The sequence below is a fragment of the Moraxella sp. DOX410 genome, assembly GCF_032248735.1.
GTDB lineage: Bacteria > Pseudomonadota > Gammaproteobacteria > Pseudomonadales > Moraxellaceae > Faucicola > Faucicola tetraodonis.
Map to the genome: position 1 here is coordinate 711,806 of NZ_CP135138.1, position 15,669 is coordinate 727,474.

Here is a 15,669-nt window from a genome sequence, read left to right on the forward strand (position 1 = left end):
ACGAAGATAATTAACCTTAGTAATCAGCCAATCAGACCCAAAGAAATGATTGGAATAACTGATTACTTAAAAGTAAAGAGAACTGAATCAAGCGTAAACATAGGTGAAGATCGTTACCATTACCTATACGACCCTTTAGGGTTGTATAGTCAAGTAATGAAGTGCACATGGTGGATGCCTTGGCAGTCAGAGGCGATGAAAGACGTGACAGCCTGCGAAAAGCGTCGGGGAGGCGGCAATATCCTGTGATCCGGCGATATCTGAATGGGGAAACCCACTTGTCATAAGACAGGTATCGTAAATTTATTTACGAGGCAAACCGGGAGAAGTGAAACATCTCAGTAACCCGAGGAAAAGACATCAATAGAGATTCCCCTAGTAGCGGCGAGCGAACGGGGAGGAGCCGACTGATTATAATTTAGAGGAATGACTTGGAAAGGTCAATCGTAGAGGGTGATAATCCCGTACTCGAAAGGTTATAAGAAGCATATTAAGTAGGGCGGAACACGAGAAATTCTGTCTGAAGATGGGGGGACCATCCTCCAAGGCTAAATACTCCTGACTGACCGATAGTGAACCAGTACCGTGAGGGAAAGGCGAAAAGAACCCCTGTGAGGGGAGTGAAATAGAACCTGAAACCGTGTGCATACAAGCAGTCGGAGCGGACATGTTCCGTGACGGCGTACCTTTTGTATAATGGGTCAGCGACTTATATTCTGTAGCAAGGTTAACCGAATAGGGGAGCCGTAGGGAAACCGAGTCTTAATAGGGCGTCTAGTTGCAGGGTATAGACCCGAAACCGAGTGATCTATCCATGAGCAGGTTGAAAGTGACGTAACAGTTACCGGAGGACCGAACCCACTGTCGTTGAAAAGCCAGGGGATGACTTGTGGATAGGGGTGAAAGGCTAATCAAACTCGGTGATAGCTGGTTCTCCCCGAAAGCTATTTAGGTAGCGCCTCGGACGAACACCATTGGGGGTAGAGCACTGTTTCGGCTAGGGGGTCATCCCGACTTACCAAACCGATGCAAACTCCGAATACCGATGAGTGATATCCGGGAGACAGACGGCGGGTGCTAACGTCCGTCGTCAAGAGGGAAACAACCCAGACCGCCAGCTAAGGCCCCAAATTCCTAGTTAAGTGGGAAACGATGTGGGAAGGCACAGACAGCTAGGAGGTTGGCTTAGAAGCAGCCACCCTTTAAAGAAAGCGTAATAGCTCACTAGTCGAGTCGGCCTGCGCGGAAGATGTAACGGGGCTCAAACTAGGAGCCGAAGCTGCGGATTTAATTGTTTCAATTAAGTGGTAGGGGAGCATTGTGTAAGCCTGTGAAGGTGTGTTGTAAAGCATGCTGGAGGTATCACAAGAGCGAATGCTGACGTGAGTAACGACAAAACGGGTGAAAAGCCCGTTCGCCGGAAGACCAAGGGTTCCAGTCCAACGTTAATCGGGGCTGGGTGAGTCGACCCCTAAGGCGAGGCCGAAAGGCGTAGTCGATGGGAAATCGGTTAATATTCCGATACTTGTTTATGATGCGATGGAGGGACGGAGAAGGTTATGCCAGCTTGGCGATGGTTGTCCAAGTGGAAGGATGTAGTTAGGTTTAGTAGGCAAATCCGCTAGACTATTAATGAGATCTGATAGCAAGCTGTACTTGTACAGCGAAGTGGCAAATACCCTGCTTCCAGGAAAAGCTTCTAAGCGATAGTCATAAAGAAATCGTACCCGAAACCGACACAGGTGGTCAGGTAGAGAATACCAAGGCGCTTGAGAGAACTCTGCTGAAGGAACTAGGCAAAATGGTACCGTAACTTCGGGAGAAGGTACGCTGCCGATGGTGAGTAGACATGCTCTACAAAGCTATTGGCAGTCGCAGATACCAGGCCGCTGCAACTGTTTATTAAAAACACAGCACTCTGCAAACACGAAAGTGGACGTATAGGGTGTGATGCCTGCCCGGTGCTGGAAGGTTAATTGATGGGGTTAGCGTAAGCGAAGCTCTTGATCGAAGCCCCAGTAAACGGCGGCCGTAACTATAACGGTCCTAAGGTAGCGAAATTCCTTGTCGGGTAAGTTCCGACCTGCACGAATGGCATAATGATGGCGGCGCTGTCTCCAGCAGAGACTCAGTGAAATCGAAATCGCAGTGAAGATGCTGTGTACCCGCGGCTAGACGGAAAGACCCCGTGAACCTTTACTACAGCTTTACATTGAACTTTGACCTTACCTGTGTAGGATAGGTGGGAGGCTTTGAAGCAGGCACGCCAGTGTCTGTGGAGCCATCCTTGAAATACCACCCTGGTAATGTTGGGGTTCTAACTCAAGCTTAACAGAGCTGAGGACAATGTATGGTGGGTAGTTTGACTGGGGCGGTCTCCTCCTAAAGAGTAACGGAGGAGTACGAAGGTGCGCTCAGAACGGTCGGAAATCGTTCGAAGAGTATAAAGGCAAAAGCGCGCTTAACTGCGAGACCCACAAGTCGAGCAGATACGAAAGTAGGTCTTAGTGATCCGGTGGTTCTGTATGGAAGGGCCATCGCTCAACGGATAAAAGGTACTCTGGGGATAACAGGCTGATACCGCCCAAGAGTTCATATCGACGGCGGTGTTTGGCACCTCGATGTCGGCTCATCTCATCCTGGGGCTGAAGCAGGTCCCAAGGGTATGGCTGTTCGCCATTTAAAGAGGTACGCGAGCTGGGTTTAGAACGTCGTGAGACAGTTCGGTCCCTATCTACCGTGGGCGTTGGAAATTTGAGAGGATCTGCTCCTAGTACGAGAGGACCAGAGTGGACGAACCTCTGGTGTTTCGGTTGTGACGCCAGTCGCATTGCCGAGTAGCTATGTTCGGATGGGATAACCGCTGAAAGCATCTAAGCGGGAAGCCCACCTTAAGATTAGATTTCCCTAAAGAGCCGTTGTAGACTACGACGTTGATAGGTTGGGTGTGGAAGCATAGTGATATGTGTAGCTAACCAATACTAATTGCTCGTTTGGCTTGACTATACAACGCCTAAATGGCTTTGTAGGTAATAACGATTATCACCTCGCTTGATATAGCTCATACTTTACTTATAAAATAACTCATTCCTCTATCCCCCTTTGCTGACGATAATAGCTTGGAGGTCCCACCTGATCCCTTCCCGAACTCAGAAGTGAAACTCCAATGCGCCAATGGTAGTGTGGTTCGCCCATGTGAGAGTAGGTCATCGTCAGCTCCCTATTCCAAACCACCCTCTTTATTCGTTTAAAGGGGGTGTTTTTTTGCTTCGTGGGTTCCCCTGAAGGACTCAGAAAAGAAAATTAATGTTTTTATCGCAGACTTTGGGTAAAATAGGCGAAAATTTTTGGTGTGAAATTTAAAAGCGAGTGTTACCATGCAAATTACCATTATTGACCATCCCTTAGTTAAGCATAAATTATCCTTGATGCGCGAGGCAGATAGTAGCACTTATAAATTTCGTACCTTGACTAAAGAACTTGCCCGTTTGATGGCGTATGAAGCAAGTCGTGATTTTCCCATAGAAACAATCAGTATTCAGGGCTGGGAAGGCAACCAAATTGAGGGCATTCAAATCAAAGGTAAAACCGTCACTGTCGTACCTATCTTGCGTGCAGGGTTGGGAATGCTTGATGGGGTGTTAGACCTTATTCCTACTGCAAAAATCTCGATGGTTGGACTGCAACGTGATGAGGATACCCTTGAGCCTGTACCTTTTTTTGAAAAGTTGGTCAAAGATATTGATGAGCGTCCTGCGTTGATTTTAGATCCTATGCTTGCGACGGGCGGTAGTATGGTAGCAACGATTGATATGATGAAAAAACACGGTTGTAAAAATATTAAAGCCTTGGTATTAGTGGCAACGCCTGAAGGAGTGAAAGCGGTAAATGATGCCCATCCCGATGTGAAGATTTTTACCGCAGCACTCGATAGTCATCTTAATGAACAAGGGTATATTATCCCAGGGCTTGGGGATGCAGGGGATAAAATTTTTGGCACAAAACAGCACTGATGGGCAAAATAGTAAAAGCAGTAAAAAAGCTAGATGATTTATCTAGCTTTTTTATTGACAGTTGTATAGTGGCTATTTTTTGGTGGGTTGTAAGCTATCGGCTAAGTCGATAAGCTTGATAAATTCGCGGCGAATACCTTGTGGGTCGTCGCCGATATTGGCTTGGGCGAGTCGCTTGCTGTCATTTAGTTGCCAATTACCGAGGTATTTGCTTTGCTTGAGGGTTTCACCAAAACTTGCCACACTTAGCGCAAATGCCAGCTCGCTGCTCGGCTGTTGGGTCTGATTGCTAATTGGCAGGGTCAAAAGCGTTGATGTGTTGCTATTTGGGGCTTTATAGCGCAGTTTTAAAAACCCCAGCTCAGTATTTTTGCCGGTGTGATTGATAGGGTAAGCTTGGTAGCGGCTATCGTCTAGCCAACCTTGCTGCCCGACAGGGGTAATTTCAAACAGCGCAACCACAGATTTGCCTGCACCTAGCTCACCTGCGTCTACTTTATCGTTGTTAAAATCTTCTTTTTCAAGGACACGATTTTCATAACCAATTAAGCGCCATTCTTTAACCGTCTGGGGATTGAATTCCACTTGGACTTTGACGTCTTTTGCTACGGTATTAAAGGTTGCTGACATTTCGTCTACCAAGGCTTTTTTGGCCTCAGATAGGCTATCAATGTAGCTATAGTTACCGTTGCCGTTATCCGCGACTTGTTCCATCATGTGGTCGTTTAAATTGCCTTCACCAAAGCCAAACGTGGAAAGTGATACACCGCTATCACGCTCACGGCGGATAATATCTAGCATTTCATCGACGTCCGATACACCGACATTAAAATCCCCATCGGTCATCATCAAAATGCGGTTGATGCCGTCTTTTTTATAGTGGATTTTTGCTTGTTGATAAGCCAACTTTATCGCTGCTTCGCCATTGGTCGAGCCACTGGCATCTAGGCTATCAATTGCGGCTAATATTTTGTCGGTGTCACTGCCTTTAGTGGCAGGAAGCGTCACTTGGGTATGACCTGCATAGGTCACGATACTGATAGTATCTTGCGACCTCAATTGTTTGGTAAGCATTTTTAGCGAAGATTTGACCAGTGGTAATTTATCGTTGTCTGACATCGAGCCTGACACATCTACCAAAAATACCAAGTTGGCAGGCGGTAACGCGCTTTGTTTGGTGATGGTAGGGTCATCCGCTTTAATAGCCACTTTGATGATACGATTGGTAGCACGCCAAGGTGCGGCAACTGTTTCCGTGCTTACTAAAAAAGGGGCGTTGGCAAGGCGCTTGGCTTGTGAAAAATCATAGTTAAAATAGTTGATAAGCTCTTCAATACGCACCGCGTCAGTGGGCGGTAATTGCCCGTTGTTGAGAAAACGGCGCACATTGGCGTAGCTGCCCGTGTCGGTATCGATACTAAAGGTGGCAACGGCATCAGTGGCGGTTTGGTGAATGGGGTTGACTGCAAGGTGCTGATATTTTTCGCTATTATCCTGTGGTGTCGGCATCGGCATGATGGGTGAGTAGCGGGCGATCTTGCTCATTGATGCCGCTTCCATCATCATGGTAGGCGCAGCAACTACGGGCGTTGGTTGAGCAATAACGGTTGGTTGGGCAATAACAGGTGTGGCAGGGCTCGTATCACGGCTGTTTGACGGTGAGGGGCTACACGCCGTCAATAAGCTTTGGGCGATGACGAGGCTCAGTAGTGTTGGCTTAAAAATGTCGCGCTGCATGACTAACTCCTTTTCAATCGTGACTGGCGTAATCACAGTTTACGACATTTTTTGATGAAAAAGCAGTTTTTTGCGATAAAACCCGCTAGACAGAACTGTGGTTAGCGCGGGGTCAGCGGTTAAATAGGTTAAGAATAATAGTGAGAATGATACTCACGATAATCATGATGACGATGGGAAAATGAAAACTAAAGCCGCCGCCTTCAGAGCGGTAATTGACATCCCCTGGCATACGACCAAACCAGCTAAAGGCGTTTGGGAAAAACAAATGCACCAAGCCAATCACCAAAAATAAAATACCTAAACCAATGAGAATTTTTGCCATATTGAAAGCCTTTTATTTTTATAATGGTTTGTATTTTAGTGATTTTTTAACGTTTTTAGTGCTGTGTTTAGTTGTTAAGATGTAAGCTTGATGTAAAAATAAAAATTTAAATTTTATTGAGAATATTTTATCAAAAAGAAAGGCTATCACATAACGTTTGAGGCTTCGAGTATTTATTCGGAGCAATACATTGGAGTTTTAGACAGAAGGTGAATATAACGCAGCCATCAGGCATGAGAATGATTTAATCCATTCAGCCTATAGGTTATTTCTAGCTAATTATTTTGCATTTAACGATTACGGTATTCGAAGAAAACACCAAAATTAAATTGGGTGTTTTTAGAAATCATCAAAGTCCAAACCAAGTTAAAGGTGCTAAACACTCTCTTTTTAATCATGCAAAAAACATAAAATTGCTATCAACCTTTAGACGTTCATTAAAATTGAAACAATTTAAAAATAAATAAGACGGCTTGTAGAAATGCGCTACAAGCCATGAATGACATAAACTATTTTGTTTTCCGCGGCGGTAAGCCTGTATGTTGGGTTTGGAAATTACCCTTTTTCGGATTCGGTTTTTTCCCAAAACTGGTCGGTGTTGGTTTTTTACCCGATTTTTTCGCAGTACTATCTTTATTCGTACGTTTGACCGAATCACCAGCTGCTGAGCTGTTTTTCTTTCTCGCCGACTGGTAAACGTCTTCACCTTCCAGTTTTGGATTATAAGGCGGTATCAAACACTGACTGCCATGCCCAATCAAATCCTCACGCCCCAATTCTTTGAGCGATTGACGCAGCAGTGCCCAATTTTTGGGGTCGTGGTAACGTAGATACGCTTTGTGAAGTTTACGCTGTTTACCCGATTTGACGATTTCCACCCCTTCGCTGTCACGGGTGACTTTATGTAGCGGGTCTTTGGCAGTATGGTACATGGTAGTAGCAGTTGCCATTGGGCTTGGGTAAAAGGCTTGCACTTGGTCGGCACGAAAGCCATTGCGCTTGAGCCAAATCGCCAAGTTCATCATGTCCGTGTCGGTGGTGCCAGGGTGCGCAGCAATAAAATACGGAATCAAATATTGCTCTTTACCTGCTTCACGGCTGTATTTGTCAAACATCTGCTTGAAAGTATCGTACGTCCCCATACCCGGTTTCATCATTTTAGAGAGTACATTGGTTTCGGAATGTTCGGGGGCGATTTTGAGATAACCGCCGACATGGTGGGTGACCAATTCTTTGACATATTCGGGGTCTTTGACCGCCAAATCATAGCGCAAGCCTGACGCAATCAGGATTTTTTTCACCCCTTTGATGTCACGAGCTTTACGGTACAGTTGGGTGAGATGACTGTGGTCGGTGAGTAAGTTGTCGCAGATATCGGGATACACGCAGGACGGTTTTCGGCAGTTTTTCTCAATGGCATCGTCTTTGCAATGCAGACGGTACATATTGGCAGTCGGTCCGCCAAGGTCAGAAATTACCCCGGTAAATGACGGCTCGGTGTCGCGGATTTTTTTGATTTCGCCCAAGATAGATTCTTCTGAGCGGTTTTGGATAATGCGTCCCTCATGTTCGGTAATCGAGCAGAAGGTACAGCCGCCAAAACAGCCGCGCATGATATTGACTGATAATTTAATCATGTCGTAGGCAGGAATTCTTGCATTGCCGTAGCTAGGATGGGGCAAACGCGCATACGGCAAATCAAAGATATAATCCATCTCTTCCATGGTAAGTGGAATGGGCGGCGGATTGAGCCATACATCAATGTCGCCATGTCGCTGCACCAAGGCGCGGGCGTTATGCGGATTGGTTTCTAGGTGCAAAATACGGTTGGCATGGGCGTAAAGTACCGGGTCGGATTTGACTTGCTCAAAGTCGGGCAAGCGAATCACGGTTTTGTCACGGGGCGGCAACGGGCGTTTGTGTTTTAAGGCGTTTTTATTGGGGTCTTTGAGGTTAACCACTTGGATGTCTTGGCTTTCAGCGACCTTATCAGCATTGAGGACTTTGTGCTCGACTTTATCCGCCACAAACCCTTTGTATTGACTCTCAAGGGTTTTTTCTTGTTCGATATGACAGTCGCCCACATCTTCCATCATCACATACGGATTGATAATCGGGTCAACACGCCCAACGGTGTCGACGTCGTTACTGGCGATTTCTATCATATCGCGTTGCCAGTGTTTTTTGGTTTGTGTTGACAGATACGCGGTGCCACGCACTTTGGCAAGGTCTTCAAAACGATAACCTTTGGCAAGTGCATGTACAACATCGACAATCGCCCGCTCGGCATTGCCATATAGCAAAATATCAGCGCGGCTATCCATCAAAATGCTACGGCGCACTTTATCTGACCAATAATCATAATGGGCGATACGGCGCAGCGAGCCTTCAATCCCGCCCAAAATAATGGGCACATCGGGATAGGCTTCACGGCAGCGCTGGCTATATACTACAGCCGCACGGTCGGGGCGTTTGTCGGGGGCATTGTCTGGCGAGTAGGCATCATCACTGCGAATGCGTCTATCGGCGGTGTAGCGGTTAATCATGCTGTCCATATTGCCTGCGGTGACGCCCCACGCGATGGTCGGTTTGCCGAGTGTCATAAAAGCGTCTTTGCTCGTCCAGTCTGGCTGGGCGATGATACCGACGCGAAAGCCTTGCGACTCTAACAGCCTGCCGATGATTGCCATACCAAAGCTTGGGTGATCGACGTAGGCATCGCCTGAGACGATAATGACATCACAGGCATCCCAACCAAGGGCATCCATTTCGGCTCGGCTCATCGGCAAAAATGGCGCAGGCTCAAAGCAGCTTGCCCAGTGTTTATCATAGTCAAATAGGGCTTTGGTGCCTTGTTTAAAGGCTTTGTTAGCAATAGTTTCGGCGGACATAGGCTTGGATATTAAATAAAATGAATATGGCTCATTTTATCATGAATCAATTTTGCGATGGGGGTTTATAGGGCGAAATAACAAAAAAACCTGATTAAATTAGTCGGAATTTTATTGGCTATTAGACAAATTTTTTTGCAAGTAATTACATTATAATAAGCGTTGAAAATTTTTTACTTGCCATAAACTATTTAATCACGATGACTTTAGGCTATAATTTTATTGGTAGTATTTTTTTTGTTGGCAACAGCTAAATATAAGGATAATTGATAATGCAAATCTTACCACTAACTGCACAGGATAAAACTAACTGGCAAGCCTTGTGGCAGGGCTATTTAGAATTTTATCAAACAGATCTACCCCGAGCGACTACGGAAAATACTTGGCAAAAAATCATTGACGAAACATCACCCATTTTTGGTTTCGGGGCATTTGTGGATGATAAGCTTATCGGCTTTGCACATGTTGTATTGCATCCTAATACTTGGAATACCACAGACTGTTGCTATCTTGAGGATTTGTTCGTCAAAGAAAATGGGCGTGGTAAAGGTGTGGGAAGAATGCTGATCAAATATGTCTATCAATTTGCTAAAGATAAAAACTGTAATCGGGTCTATTGGGTCACTCAAGAAGGCAACGTTTCCGCTCGCCGTCTGTACGACCATATGGCTAAAAAGACGGATTTTGTGCAGTATCGGCATACTTTATAAATAAGATTTTTTATAACTGCCCCAAAACTTTGGTGGTAAACTATAGCTTTCTTGACTTTTTTGTAGCGCGTTATGAGTGATACCTTTGCTGATGCCCTAGAAGCGCTTGATCCGCTAACACCTGAGCCTGCCAAGCTTTCGCCCCCGACAGAGCCTAAGCCTAGACGGCGGTTGCCGTATATGGCGTATGAACACCAGCAGCAAATCACCCGTCTGTGTGTGCGCTGTGGGCTGCTACTCATGCAATATGGGGCAGAATCGGCAACGGTAACAGATTTGTGCCGCCGATTGGGGTTAGCGTTGGGGTTGGCTAGCGTGGAGTGTGGGATTGCCTATAATGGCTTGACCATCACCACAATTTATAATAACCGCTGTATTACCACCCTGCGCGCCTCAACCACCCATGCCATCAATGTCAATATCATTGTGCAAATTCAGCGAATTGTACTGGATTTGGAAAGTATGCCGGTGACGAGTACCCTAGAGCATGCGACTTATCGATTTGATGAGATTGATCGCGGCACTTATCCTGCCAAGATGGTCGCGCCGATGGTCGGTGTGGCGTGTGCCTGCTTTGCGTATTTGGCAGGGGGCGATATACTGGTGTGTTTGGTGACTTTTATTGCTAGTATGATGGGGTATTCGCTGCGGCTATGGCTGAGTAACCGCAACTTTAACCCCTTTATATCCGCGCTCATAGCGGCGTGTTTTGGCTCCATCTTCGCCAGTACCGCGCTGTTATTGGGGATTGGTAACGACCCGCATATTGCCATGGCGTCAAGTGTGCTTTGGTTGGTTCCCAGTTTTCCTTTGATAAATTCGTTGTCGGATATGCTCAAAGGTTATATGAACATCGGTATCGGGCGCTTTATGTTTGTAATTATCTTGACGTTATCGAGCTGTATCGGCATCGTGTTGTCATTGCTACTATTAAATATCAGTCACTGGGGGGTGGGTTGATGAAAGCGTTTGATAAAATTTTATTGCCAATATTGGGTAGGGCGAAAAATGGCGATTGATGCGATTGCCTTGATACGCGCAGCAACTTTTGCTTGCTTGATGACGCTTGGCTGGACACTGCTTGTCAATGTACCGCGCCGCTATATTTGGCAATGCTTATTGTTGACGGTGCTGGGTTACGGACTTAGAGAACTCTTAAAACAACTGTCAGTCAATTTGATACTAGCGACATTTGTGGCAGCGGGTATTTCATCATTTGTGGCAATTTATTTGGCAAAAAAATATTTACTCACCCCAAAGATGATTTTGGTGCCTGCCATGCTGTGTATGATGCCGGGGATTACCGCGTACAAAGCCATGATTAGCTTTGTACAGCTAGGCTACTATGGCTACAATCCACAAGTATTTACCCAAATGATGGATTTTAGCTTCAATGCGATATTTGTGACCGCTGCGTTGGTGTTTGGCATTTCGTTGCCGACGTCATTTTGGTATCGCACTAAGCCCATTGTTTGAGCCCATTGTCTGATGGCGCATTAATCTAACTAATCTAACTGGATTTTAGTGCCTACCTTGGAGAAGTTCATCACAAATTGACTTTTAAAGCGTCGGACATTGTTTTCATAAGTTAAATTATCACGGGTAAAACGGTGATATTCCGCCATATTTTTGGCATGTACCAATAGTAAAAAGTCATAATCCCCTGAGATTTCATAACAACTCATCACGTTGGGCAATCGGTTCATCAAGCGCTCAAAGCCATGCTGCAGCGCGGTATTTTGTTTTTCCATTTCAATCAGCACAAACGCGCTTAAATCAAAGCCCAATTCGGTGGGGTTGACAATCACTACTTGGCGAGTAATCACCCCCGTCTCTGTCATCATTTGGATACGGCGCTGACAGGTCGCTACCGATGCATGCACTTTTTCGGCGATGTTCTTAAGCGGTAGGGTCGCATCTTCTTGCAACAAGTTTAAAATACGTTTATCGATATCATCGATTTCATGAATCATAGCCATGTCCTTCTAAAAATATAAAATAAGACAAATTGAGAAAAATATAGCAAATTTATCTTATATTAATATTAAATTATCACAAATTGGGGGATTTTGAAATAATTTACCAAAGATAATTGTTATACTGCTTGGCAATTTAACCGCAAAAGCAAAAATATAACAAGGTCAATTATGTCAGTCTCCAGCGCTTTATCACCATCCTCTATCGTTGTCCAGCCCAAGGCAACACCTTCTCAGCCTGCTACCGCTGCCAAAAAGTTACGTTTTGGGGTGGTGTTGGCATTGATTTCTAATGTGTTGTTTGGCGTGCTATATCTGTATAGTCACTGGCTTGCGCCGTTGTCAGGCACGCAAGTTTTTTTGTGGCGCATGGTGGCGATGTGGTTTGGGTTGGTGGGGCTGTTGGCCGTGACGCAAAGTTTTGGGCAACTCAAAGCATTTTTGATGGGATTAAACAAACAACAATGGGTTTTATTGCTGTTGCCGACACCGATTTTGGCAAGTCAGCTATGGCTGTTTATGTGGGCGCCTATCAATGGACAGGCGGTCAATACCGCAATGGGGTATTTTTTGCTTCCCTTGATGATGGTACTGATGGGCTGTGTGGTGTTTAAAGAAACCTTAAATCGATTGCAGTGGGCGGCGATTATCGTTGCGGCAGCAGGGGTGGGATTGCAATTTTGGCTCGCGGGGAGTGTATCGTGGGTCACTGCATGGGTGTGTTTGACTTATCCGATTTATTATGGACTGCGCCGCTGGCAAGGGGTACCTGCGCTGTTGGGGCTGTTCGTTGATTTGTCAGTGATTGCACCGATTGCCCTAGGTTTTTTATTATGGCAAAACAGCAGTATATCGATAGTCACTGGGTCAATGACAATGGGGCTGCTATTGATTGGACTGGGTATGATTAGTGCGCTTGCCATGCAGACCAACCTCAAAGCCAGTCAGGTGTTGCCGATGAACACCTTTGGTATGCTCAGTTATCTTGAACCTGCGCTGATGTTTTTATTGTCCATTTTTGTGCTGCATGAAGCTGTCAATGGTACCATGATTGCCAGTTTTGCTTTAATTTGGGTAGGGGTATTGCTGATGATCGTAAATGCAATACGAGTGTCCAAAAAAAGCCACTCAACCGCTATTTGTGACTAGGTAAGCTAATATTCTTGATTTAATGGATGGCTAAGTATGTAATAAATTGTTAAAATTGCGCTGAACAAAAATTGTAAAACCATAAAGACTGAGGTGCTGCTTGGGGCAAATTCATTATCTAACTTATGTGAGCCGTATGACGTTGAAAGCTGGCGTAACCCCTAGAACGCTGTCTGATATCATGACGGTGGCACAGCGTGAGAACCTTGCCCATCAGATTACAGGTTTTTTGTGTTTTGGTAATGGTTATTTTTTTCAATACATTGAAGGCGAAAAATCAGCGATTGAGCAATTATTTGGTAACATTCAGCGTGATGGGCGCAACCGCGATGTCACGCTCAAGTCTAAAGGGGTAATCGAACAACGGCTGTTTCAAGATTGGCAAATGTTGATGGTCAATATCAATAACCCAGAAACGCATGAAGATGTTATCAATGCGTTCTTACCTGTATTGCCAGCTGGGTCAACAGCGGCAGCGGCTGATAAGTTTGTTGAGGTCATGCGGTCACAATATCATCGCCGTAGCTTAGTGGATTTTCAAAGCTATTCTCTCAAAAATGTCAGTCATTATGGCATCAGTCTGCGCGGATTGCTCAAAGTGCATCAGCATTTTTTATTGGTTCAAAGCATTTTATTGGTATTGATTTTGATTAGTTTTAGCCTATTTTGGGGTCTGTAGTATCGAGAAATCTGTAGCATCGAGCAATATATTATCCGCTGTTGACTATTGAACCCGCTTACCGAAAATCACACGCCGCTACATGGTCATTCACCATGCCGACTGCTTGCATAAACGCATAGCAAATCGTCGAGCCCACAAATTTAAACCCGTCTTTTTTAAGCACTTTTGACATGTTATCTGAATATTGCGTGTTGGTGGGGATATCAGCAAAGGTTTTTGGGTGATTATCCTGCGGTATTTTTGCCACGCCGCTGGGCGACAAGTCCCAAAGATAATCGCTAAAAGCTTGCGTTTGGGTGATTTTTAGATAGCATTTGGCATTGTTGATAATGGCTTTAATTTTACCGCGGTGACGAATAATGCCCGCATCGGTCATGAGACTATCGACCATGTCATCATCAAACTGCGCGATCATTGCAGGGTCAAAATCAGCAAATACTTGGTAATAACGCTCGCGTTTTTTGAGTATGGTAATCCAGCTGAGTCCCGCTTGCATGCCTTCTAAACACAGCATGGCAAATAGATGACGGTCATCATAACTGGGCTTTCCCCATTCATTGTCGTGGTAAGCTTGATAAAGTGGGTCTATGCCGCACCATTCACAGCGTTTTTTCGGTTTCATTGTTTTTCTCATAGCATTCAAAGTTTTATTATATATAGATAAAGCAAAAAAAACGCCAGCATTTGCCAGCGTTTTTTAGGTATCAGTGTTTAGTCCATCAAATCGATATTTTTGGTTTCTTTAATTGAGAGTAACGCGATGAGAGAAATCAAACCATTAATAACGATATATATAGCCACACCTTTCATGCCATATTGCTCATTGATTTTGATGGCATAAATCGCAGGAATCGATGCACCCACAATCGCCGCTAGATTGTAAGCCAGTGACGCACCTGAATACCGTACTTCGGTGGGGAACAGCTCTGGTAATAGCGCTGCCATTGGACCAAATGACATACCCATACATGCCATGCCCAAAATGAGGAAAATAAATACCGTGGTTGGTGTGCCATTGCTGAGCAGCATTGGCATAAAGCAGGCAAACACCATGCATAATATAGTCACGCCAATCAGCCATTTTCTACGACCGATTTTATCCGCGCCAATCCCTGAGATACTGGTAAAAATACCAAACACAATCGCAGCCACCAATAAAAAGCCAGTAAAGGTATTTGGGGCAATACCTAACCCTGTTGGGAAACCAAAAGAAGATAATTTTGCCGGGCTTTTTGAATAGGCTTGTACGAAGGCGGTCATGATATAAAAAATCACATAAGTCATTGCCATCAAGAATGTGCCTTGCACCATCGGACGCCAATATTGGGTAATGACTTTTGACACAGGGGCGTTAACTTTTTTGCCTTCGGCTTCAGCGGTAAGGAATACATGGCTTTCATGCAGGCTTAAACGTACCCAAAGACCCACACCCACAAGCACGATTGAAATAAGAAACGGGATGCGCCATGCCCACTCGACCAAGGCATCTTTTCCTAAAAAATAACTGAGTAAAAAGAACACTAAATTAGCTAAAAACAACCCAATCGGCGCGCCTAACTGCGGGAAAGTACCATACCAAGCACGTTTGCCTTCTGGCGCATTTTCGGTGGCGACCAAGGCAGCACCGCCCCATTCACCGCCAAGCCCAATCCCTTGACCCACACGAAGTAAACATAACAATAATGGGGCAATGACGCCTACTTGGGCATAAGTTGGTAGCAAACCAATCGCTACGGTTGATAAACCCATCGTGAGCAGAGAGGCCACCAAGGTTTTTTTACGACCGAGTTTATCACCAAAGTGACCAAATAATGCTGAACCGAAAGGGCGGGCGATAAATGCCAATGCCAACGTCGAAAGCGAGTAAAGCATCGCCGCTTTTTCATCGGTTTTATCAAAAAACTGGGTATTAAAAATCAATACCGCCGCAGCGGCATAAATGTAATAATCATAAAACTCAATAGCCGTACCAATCATGGATGCCACGGCGACCTTTTTTGGGTCATTGCGTAGCGCGATATGCTGATGATCAGGGTGCGCGGTTGAAGCCGTCGTCATGATGTCATCCCTCCTTAGATAATAAAAGTTTAAGTGAAAGTTAAGATACATAAAATATTGGAATGAATTATAAATCATAATTTGTCAAAAACTTGATAAAAATAGTTAAGGTGAAGCAAAAATTTGGT

The 15,669-nt window shown here is 45.1% G+C and carries 12 protein-coding genes and 2 rRNA genes; 8 read left to right on the forward strand and 6 right to left on the reverse strand.

The window, feature by feature from the left end; all coding sequences use genetic code 11:
- Positions 1 to 147 precede the first annotated feature (147 nt).
- The 3 genes from RNZ41_RS03275 to upp all read left to right on the forward strand — a co-directional run bounded on the left by RNZ41_RS03275 (position 148) and on the right by upp (position 4,013).
- A 23S ribosomal RNA gene (locus tag RNZ41_RS03275) occupies positions 148 to 3,006 on the forward strand.
- A gap of 98 nt (positions 3,007 to 3,104) precedes the next feature.
- Positions 3,105 to 3,218 (forward strand): 5S ribosomal RNA (gene rrf / locus RNZ41_RS03280).
- A gap of 159 nt (positions 3,219 to 3,377) precedes the next feature.
- Positions 3,378 to 4,013, forward strand: coding sequence for a uracil phosphoribosyltransferase (gene upp, locus RNZ41_RS03285; protein WP_050325672.1), 636 nt, complete (start codon positions 3,378 to 3,380; stop codon positions 4,011 to 4,013).
- 72 nt (positions 4,014 to 4,085) lie between these two features.
- Here upp and RNZ41_RS03290 read toward each other — a convergent pair whose 3' ends face one another.
- From RNZ41_RS03290 to RNZ41_RS03300, 3 genes are all read right to left on the reverse strand, one after another.
- Positions 4,086 to 5,750 (reverse strand): vWA domain-containing protein, encoded by a 1,665-nt coding sequence (locus RNZ41_RS03290; RefSeq protein WP_060995223.1) that lies wholly within the window; start codon positions 5,748 to 5,750, stop codon positions 4,086 to 4,088.
- 112 nt (positions 5,751 to 5,862) lie between these two features.
- Positions 5,863 to 6,075 carry a DUF2905 family protein gene (locus RNZ41_RS03295; protein WP_065253015.1) on the reverse strand — a complete coding sequence of 71 codons (213 nt, stop codon included), beginning with the start codon at positions 6,073 to 6,075 and terminating at the stop codon, positions 5,863 to 5,865.
- A gap of 509 nt (positions 6,076 to 6,584) precedes the next feature.
- Positions 6,585 to 8,966 carry a YgiQ family radical SAM protein gene (locus tag RNZ41_RS03300; protein WP_065253014.1) on the reverse strand — a complete coding sequence of 794 codons (2,382 nt, stop codon included), beginning with the start codon at positions 8,964 to 8,966 and terminating at the stop codon, positions 6,585 to 6,587.
- A 272-nt stretch (positions 8,967 to 9,238) separates the two neighbouring features.
- On the opposite strand from RNZ41_RS03300, the gene RNZ41_RS03305 reads away from it, so the two are divergent.
- The 3 genes from RNZ41_RS03305 (at position 9,239) to RNZ41_RS03315 (ending at position 11,152) form a co-directional block, all read left to right on the forward strand.
- On the forward strand, positions 9,239 to 9,676 hold the full coding sequence (locus tag RNZ41_RS03305; RefSeq protein ID WP_314027576.1) for a GNAT family N-acetyltransferase: 438 nt from the start codon (positions 9,239 to 9,241) through the stop codon (positions 9,674 to 9,676).
- Between the two features lie 72 nt (positions 9,677 to 9,748).
- The gene (locus RNZ41_RS03310) at positions 9,749 to 10,636 is read left to right on the forward strand and encodes a threonine/serine exporter family protein (protein WP_227715590.1); all 888 of its coding nucleotides are present in this window, start codon (positions 9,749 to 9,751) and stop codon (positions 10,634 to 10,636) included.
- Between the two features lie 9 nt (positions 10,637 to 10,645).
- Positions 10,646 to 11,152 carry a threonine/serine exporter family protein gene (locus RNZ41_RS03315; protein ID WP_257619729.1) on the forward strand — a complete coding sequence of 169 codons (507 nt, stop codon included), beginning with the start codon at positions 10,646 to 10,648 and terminating at the stop codon, positions 11,150 to 11,152.
- A gap of 29 nt (positions 11,153 to 11,181) precedes the next feature.
- Here RNZ41_RS03315 and RNZ41_RS03320 read toward each other — a convergent pair whose 3' ends face one another.
- Complete coding sequence (locus RNZ41_RS03320; protein WP_062331430.1) at positions 11,182 to 11,649, reverse strand: Lrp/AsnC family transcriptional regulator; 468 nt, start codon at positions 11,647 to 11,649, stop codon at positions 11,182 to 11,184.
- A gap of 174 nt (positions 11,650 to 11,823) precedes the next feature.
- Here RNZ41_RS03320 and rarD point away from each other — a divergent pair, with 174 nt between their 5' ends.
- Positions 11,824 to 12,801, forward strand: a complete 978-nt coding sequence (rarD, locus tag RNZ41_RS03325) for an EamA family transporter RarD (protein WP_314027577.1) — start codon at positions 11,824 to 11,826, stop codon at positions 12,799 to 12,801.
- Positions 12,802 to 12,901: 100 nt separating this feature from the next.
- Positions 12,902 to 13,480, forward strand: coding sequence for a BLUF domain-containing protein (locus tag RNZ41_RS03330; RefSeq protein ID WP_265104047.1), 579 nt, complete (start codon positions 12,902 to 12,904; stop codon positions 13,478 to 13,480).
- Between the two features lie 58 nt (positions 13,481 to 13,538).
- Here RNZ41_RS03330 and RNZ41_RS03335 read toward each other — a convergent pair whose 3' ends face one another.
- Positions 13,539 to 14,105 (reverse strand): DNA-3-methyladenine glycosylase I, encoded by a 567-nt coding sequence (locus RNZ41_RS03335; protein ID WP_314027578.1) that lies wholly within the window; start codon positions 14,103 to 14,105, stop codon positions 13,539 to 13,541.
- 89 nt (positions 14,106 to 14,194) lie between these two features.
- On the reverse strand, positions 14,195 to 15,544 hold the full coding sequence (locus RNZ41_RS03340; protein ID WP_409950722.1) for an MFS transporter: 1,350 nt from the start codon (positions 15,542 to 15,544) through the stop codon (positions 14,195 to 14,197).
- Positions 15,545 to 15,669: the final 125 nt, after the last annotated feature.

Coding starts and splice junctions, on each gene's coding strand:
- upp (WP_050325672.1), top strand. CDS start 3,378: ATGCAAATTACCATTATTGACCATCCCTTAGTTAAGCATAAATTATCC.
- RNZ41_RS03290 (WP_060995223.1), bottom strand. CDS start 5,750: ATGCAGCGCGACATTTTTAAGCCAACACTACTGAGCCTCGTCATCGCC.
- RNZ41_RS03295 (WP_065253015.1), bottom strand. CDS start 6,075: ATGGCAAAAATTCTCATTGGTTTAGGTATTTTATTTTTGGTGATTGGC.
- RNZ41_RS03300 (WP_065253014.1), bottom strand. CDS start 8,966: ATGTCCGCCGAAACTATTGCTAACAAAGCCTTTAAACAAGGCACCAAA.
- RNZ41_RS03305 (WP_314027576.1), top strand. CDS start 9,239: ATGCAAATCTTACCACTAACTGCACAGGATAAAACTAACTGGCAAGCC.
- RNZ41_RS03310 (WP_227715590.1), top strand. CDS start 9,749: ATGAGTGATACCTTTGCTGATGCCCTAGAAGCGCTTGATCCGCTAACA.
- RNZ41_RS03320 (WP_062331430.1), bottom strand. CDS start 11,649: ATGATTCATGAAATCGATGATATCGATAAACGTATTTTAAACTTGTTG.
- rarD (WP_314027577.1), top strand. CDS start 11,824: ATGTCAGTCTCCAGCGCTTTATCACCATCCTCTATCGTTGTCCAGCCC.
- RNZ41_RS03335 (WP_314027578.1), bottom strand. CDS start 14,105: ATGAAACCGAAAAAACGCTGTGAATGGTGCGGCATAGACCCACTTTAT.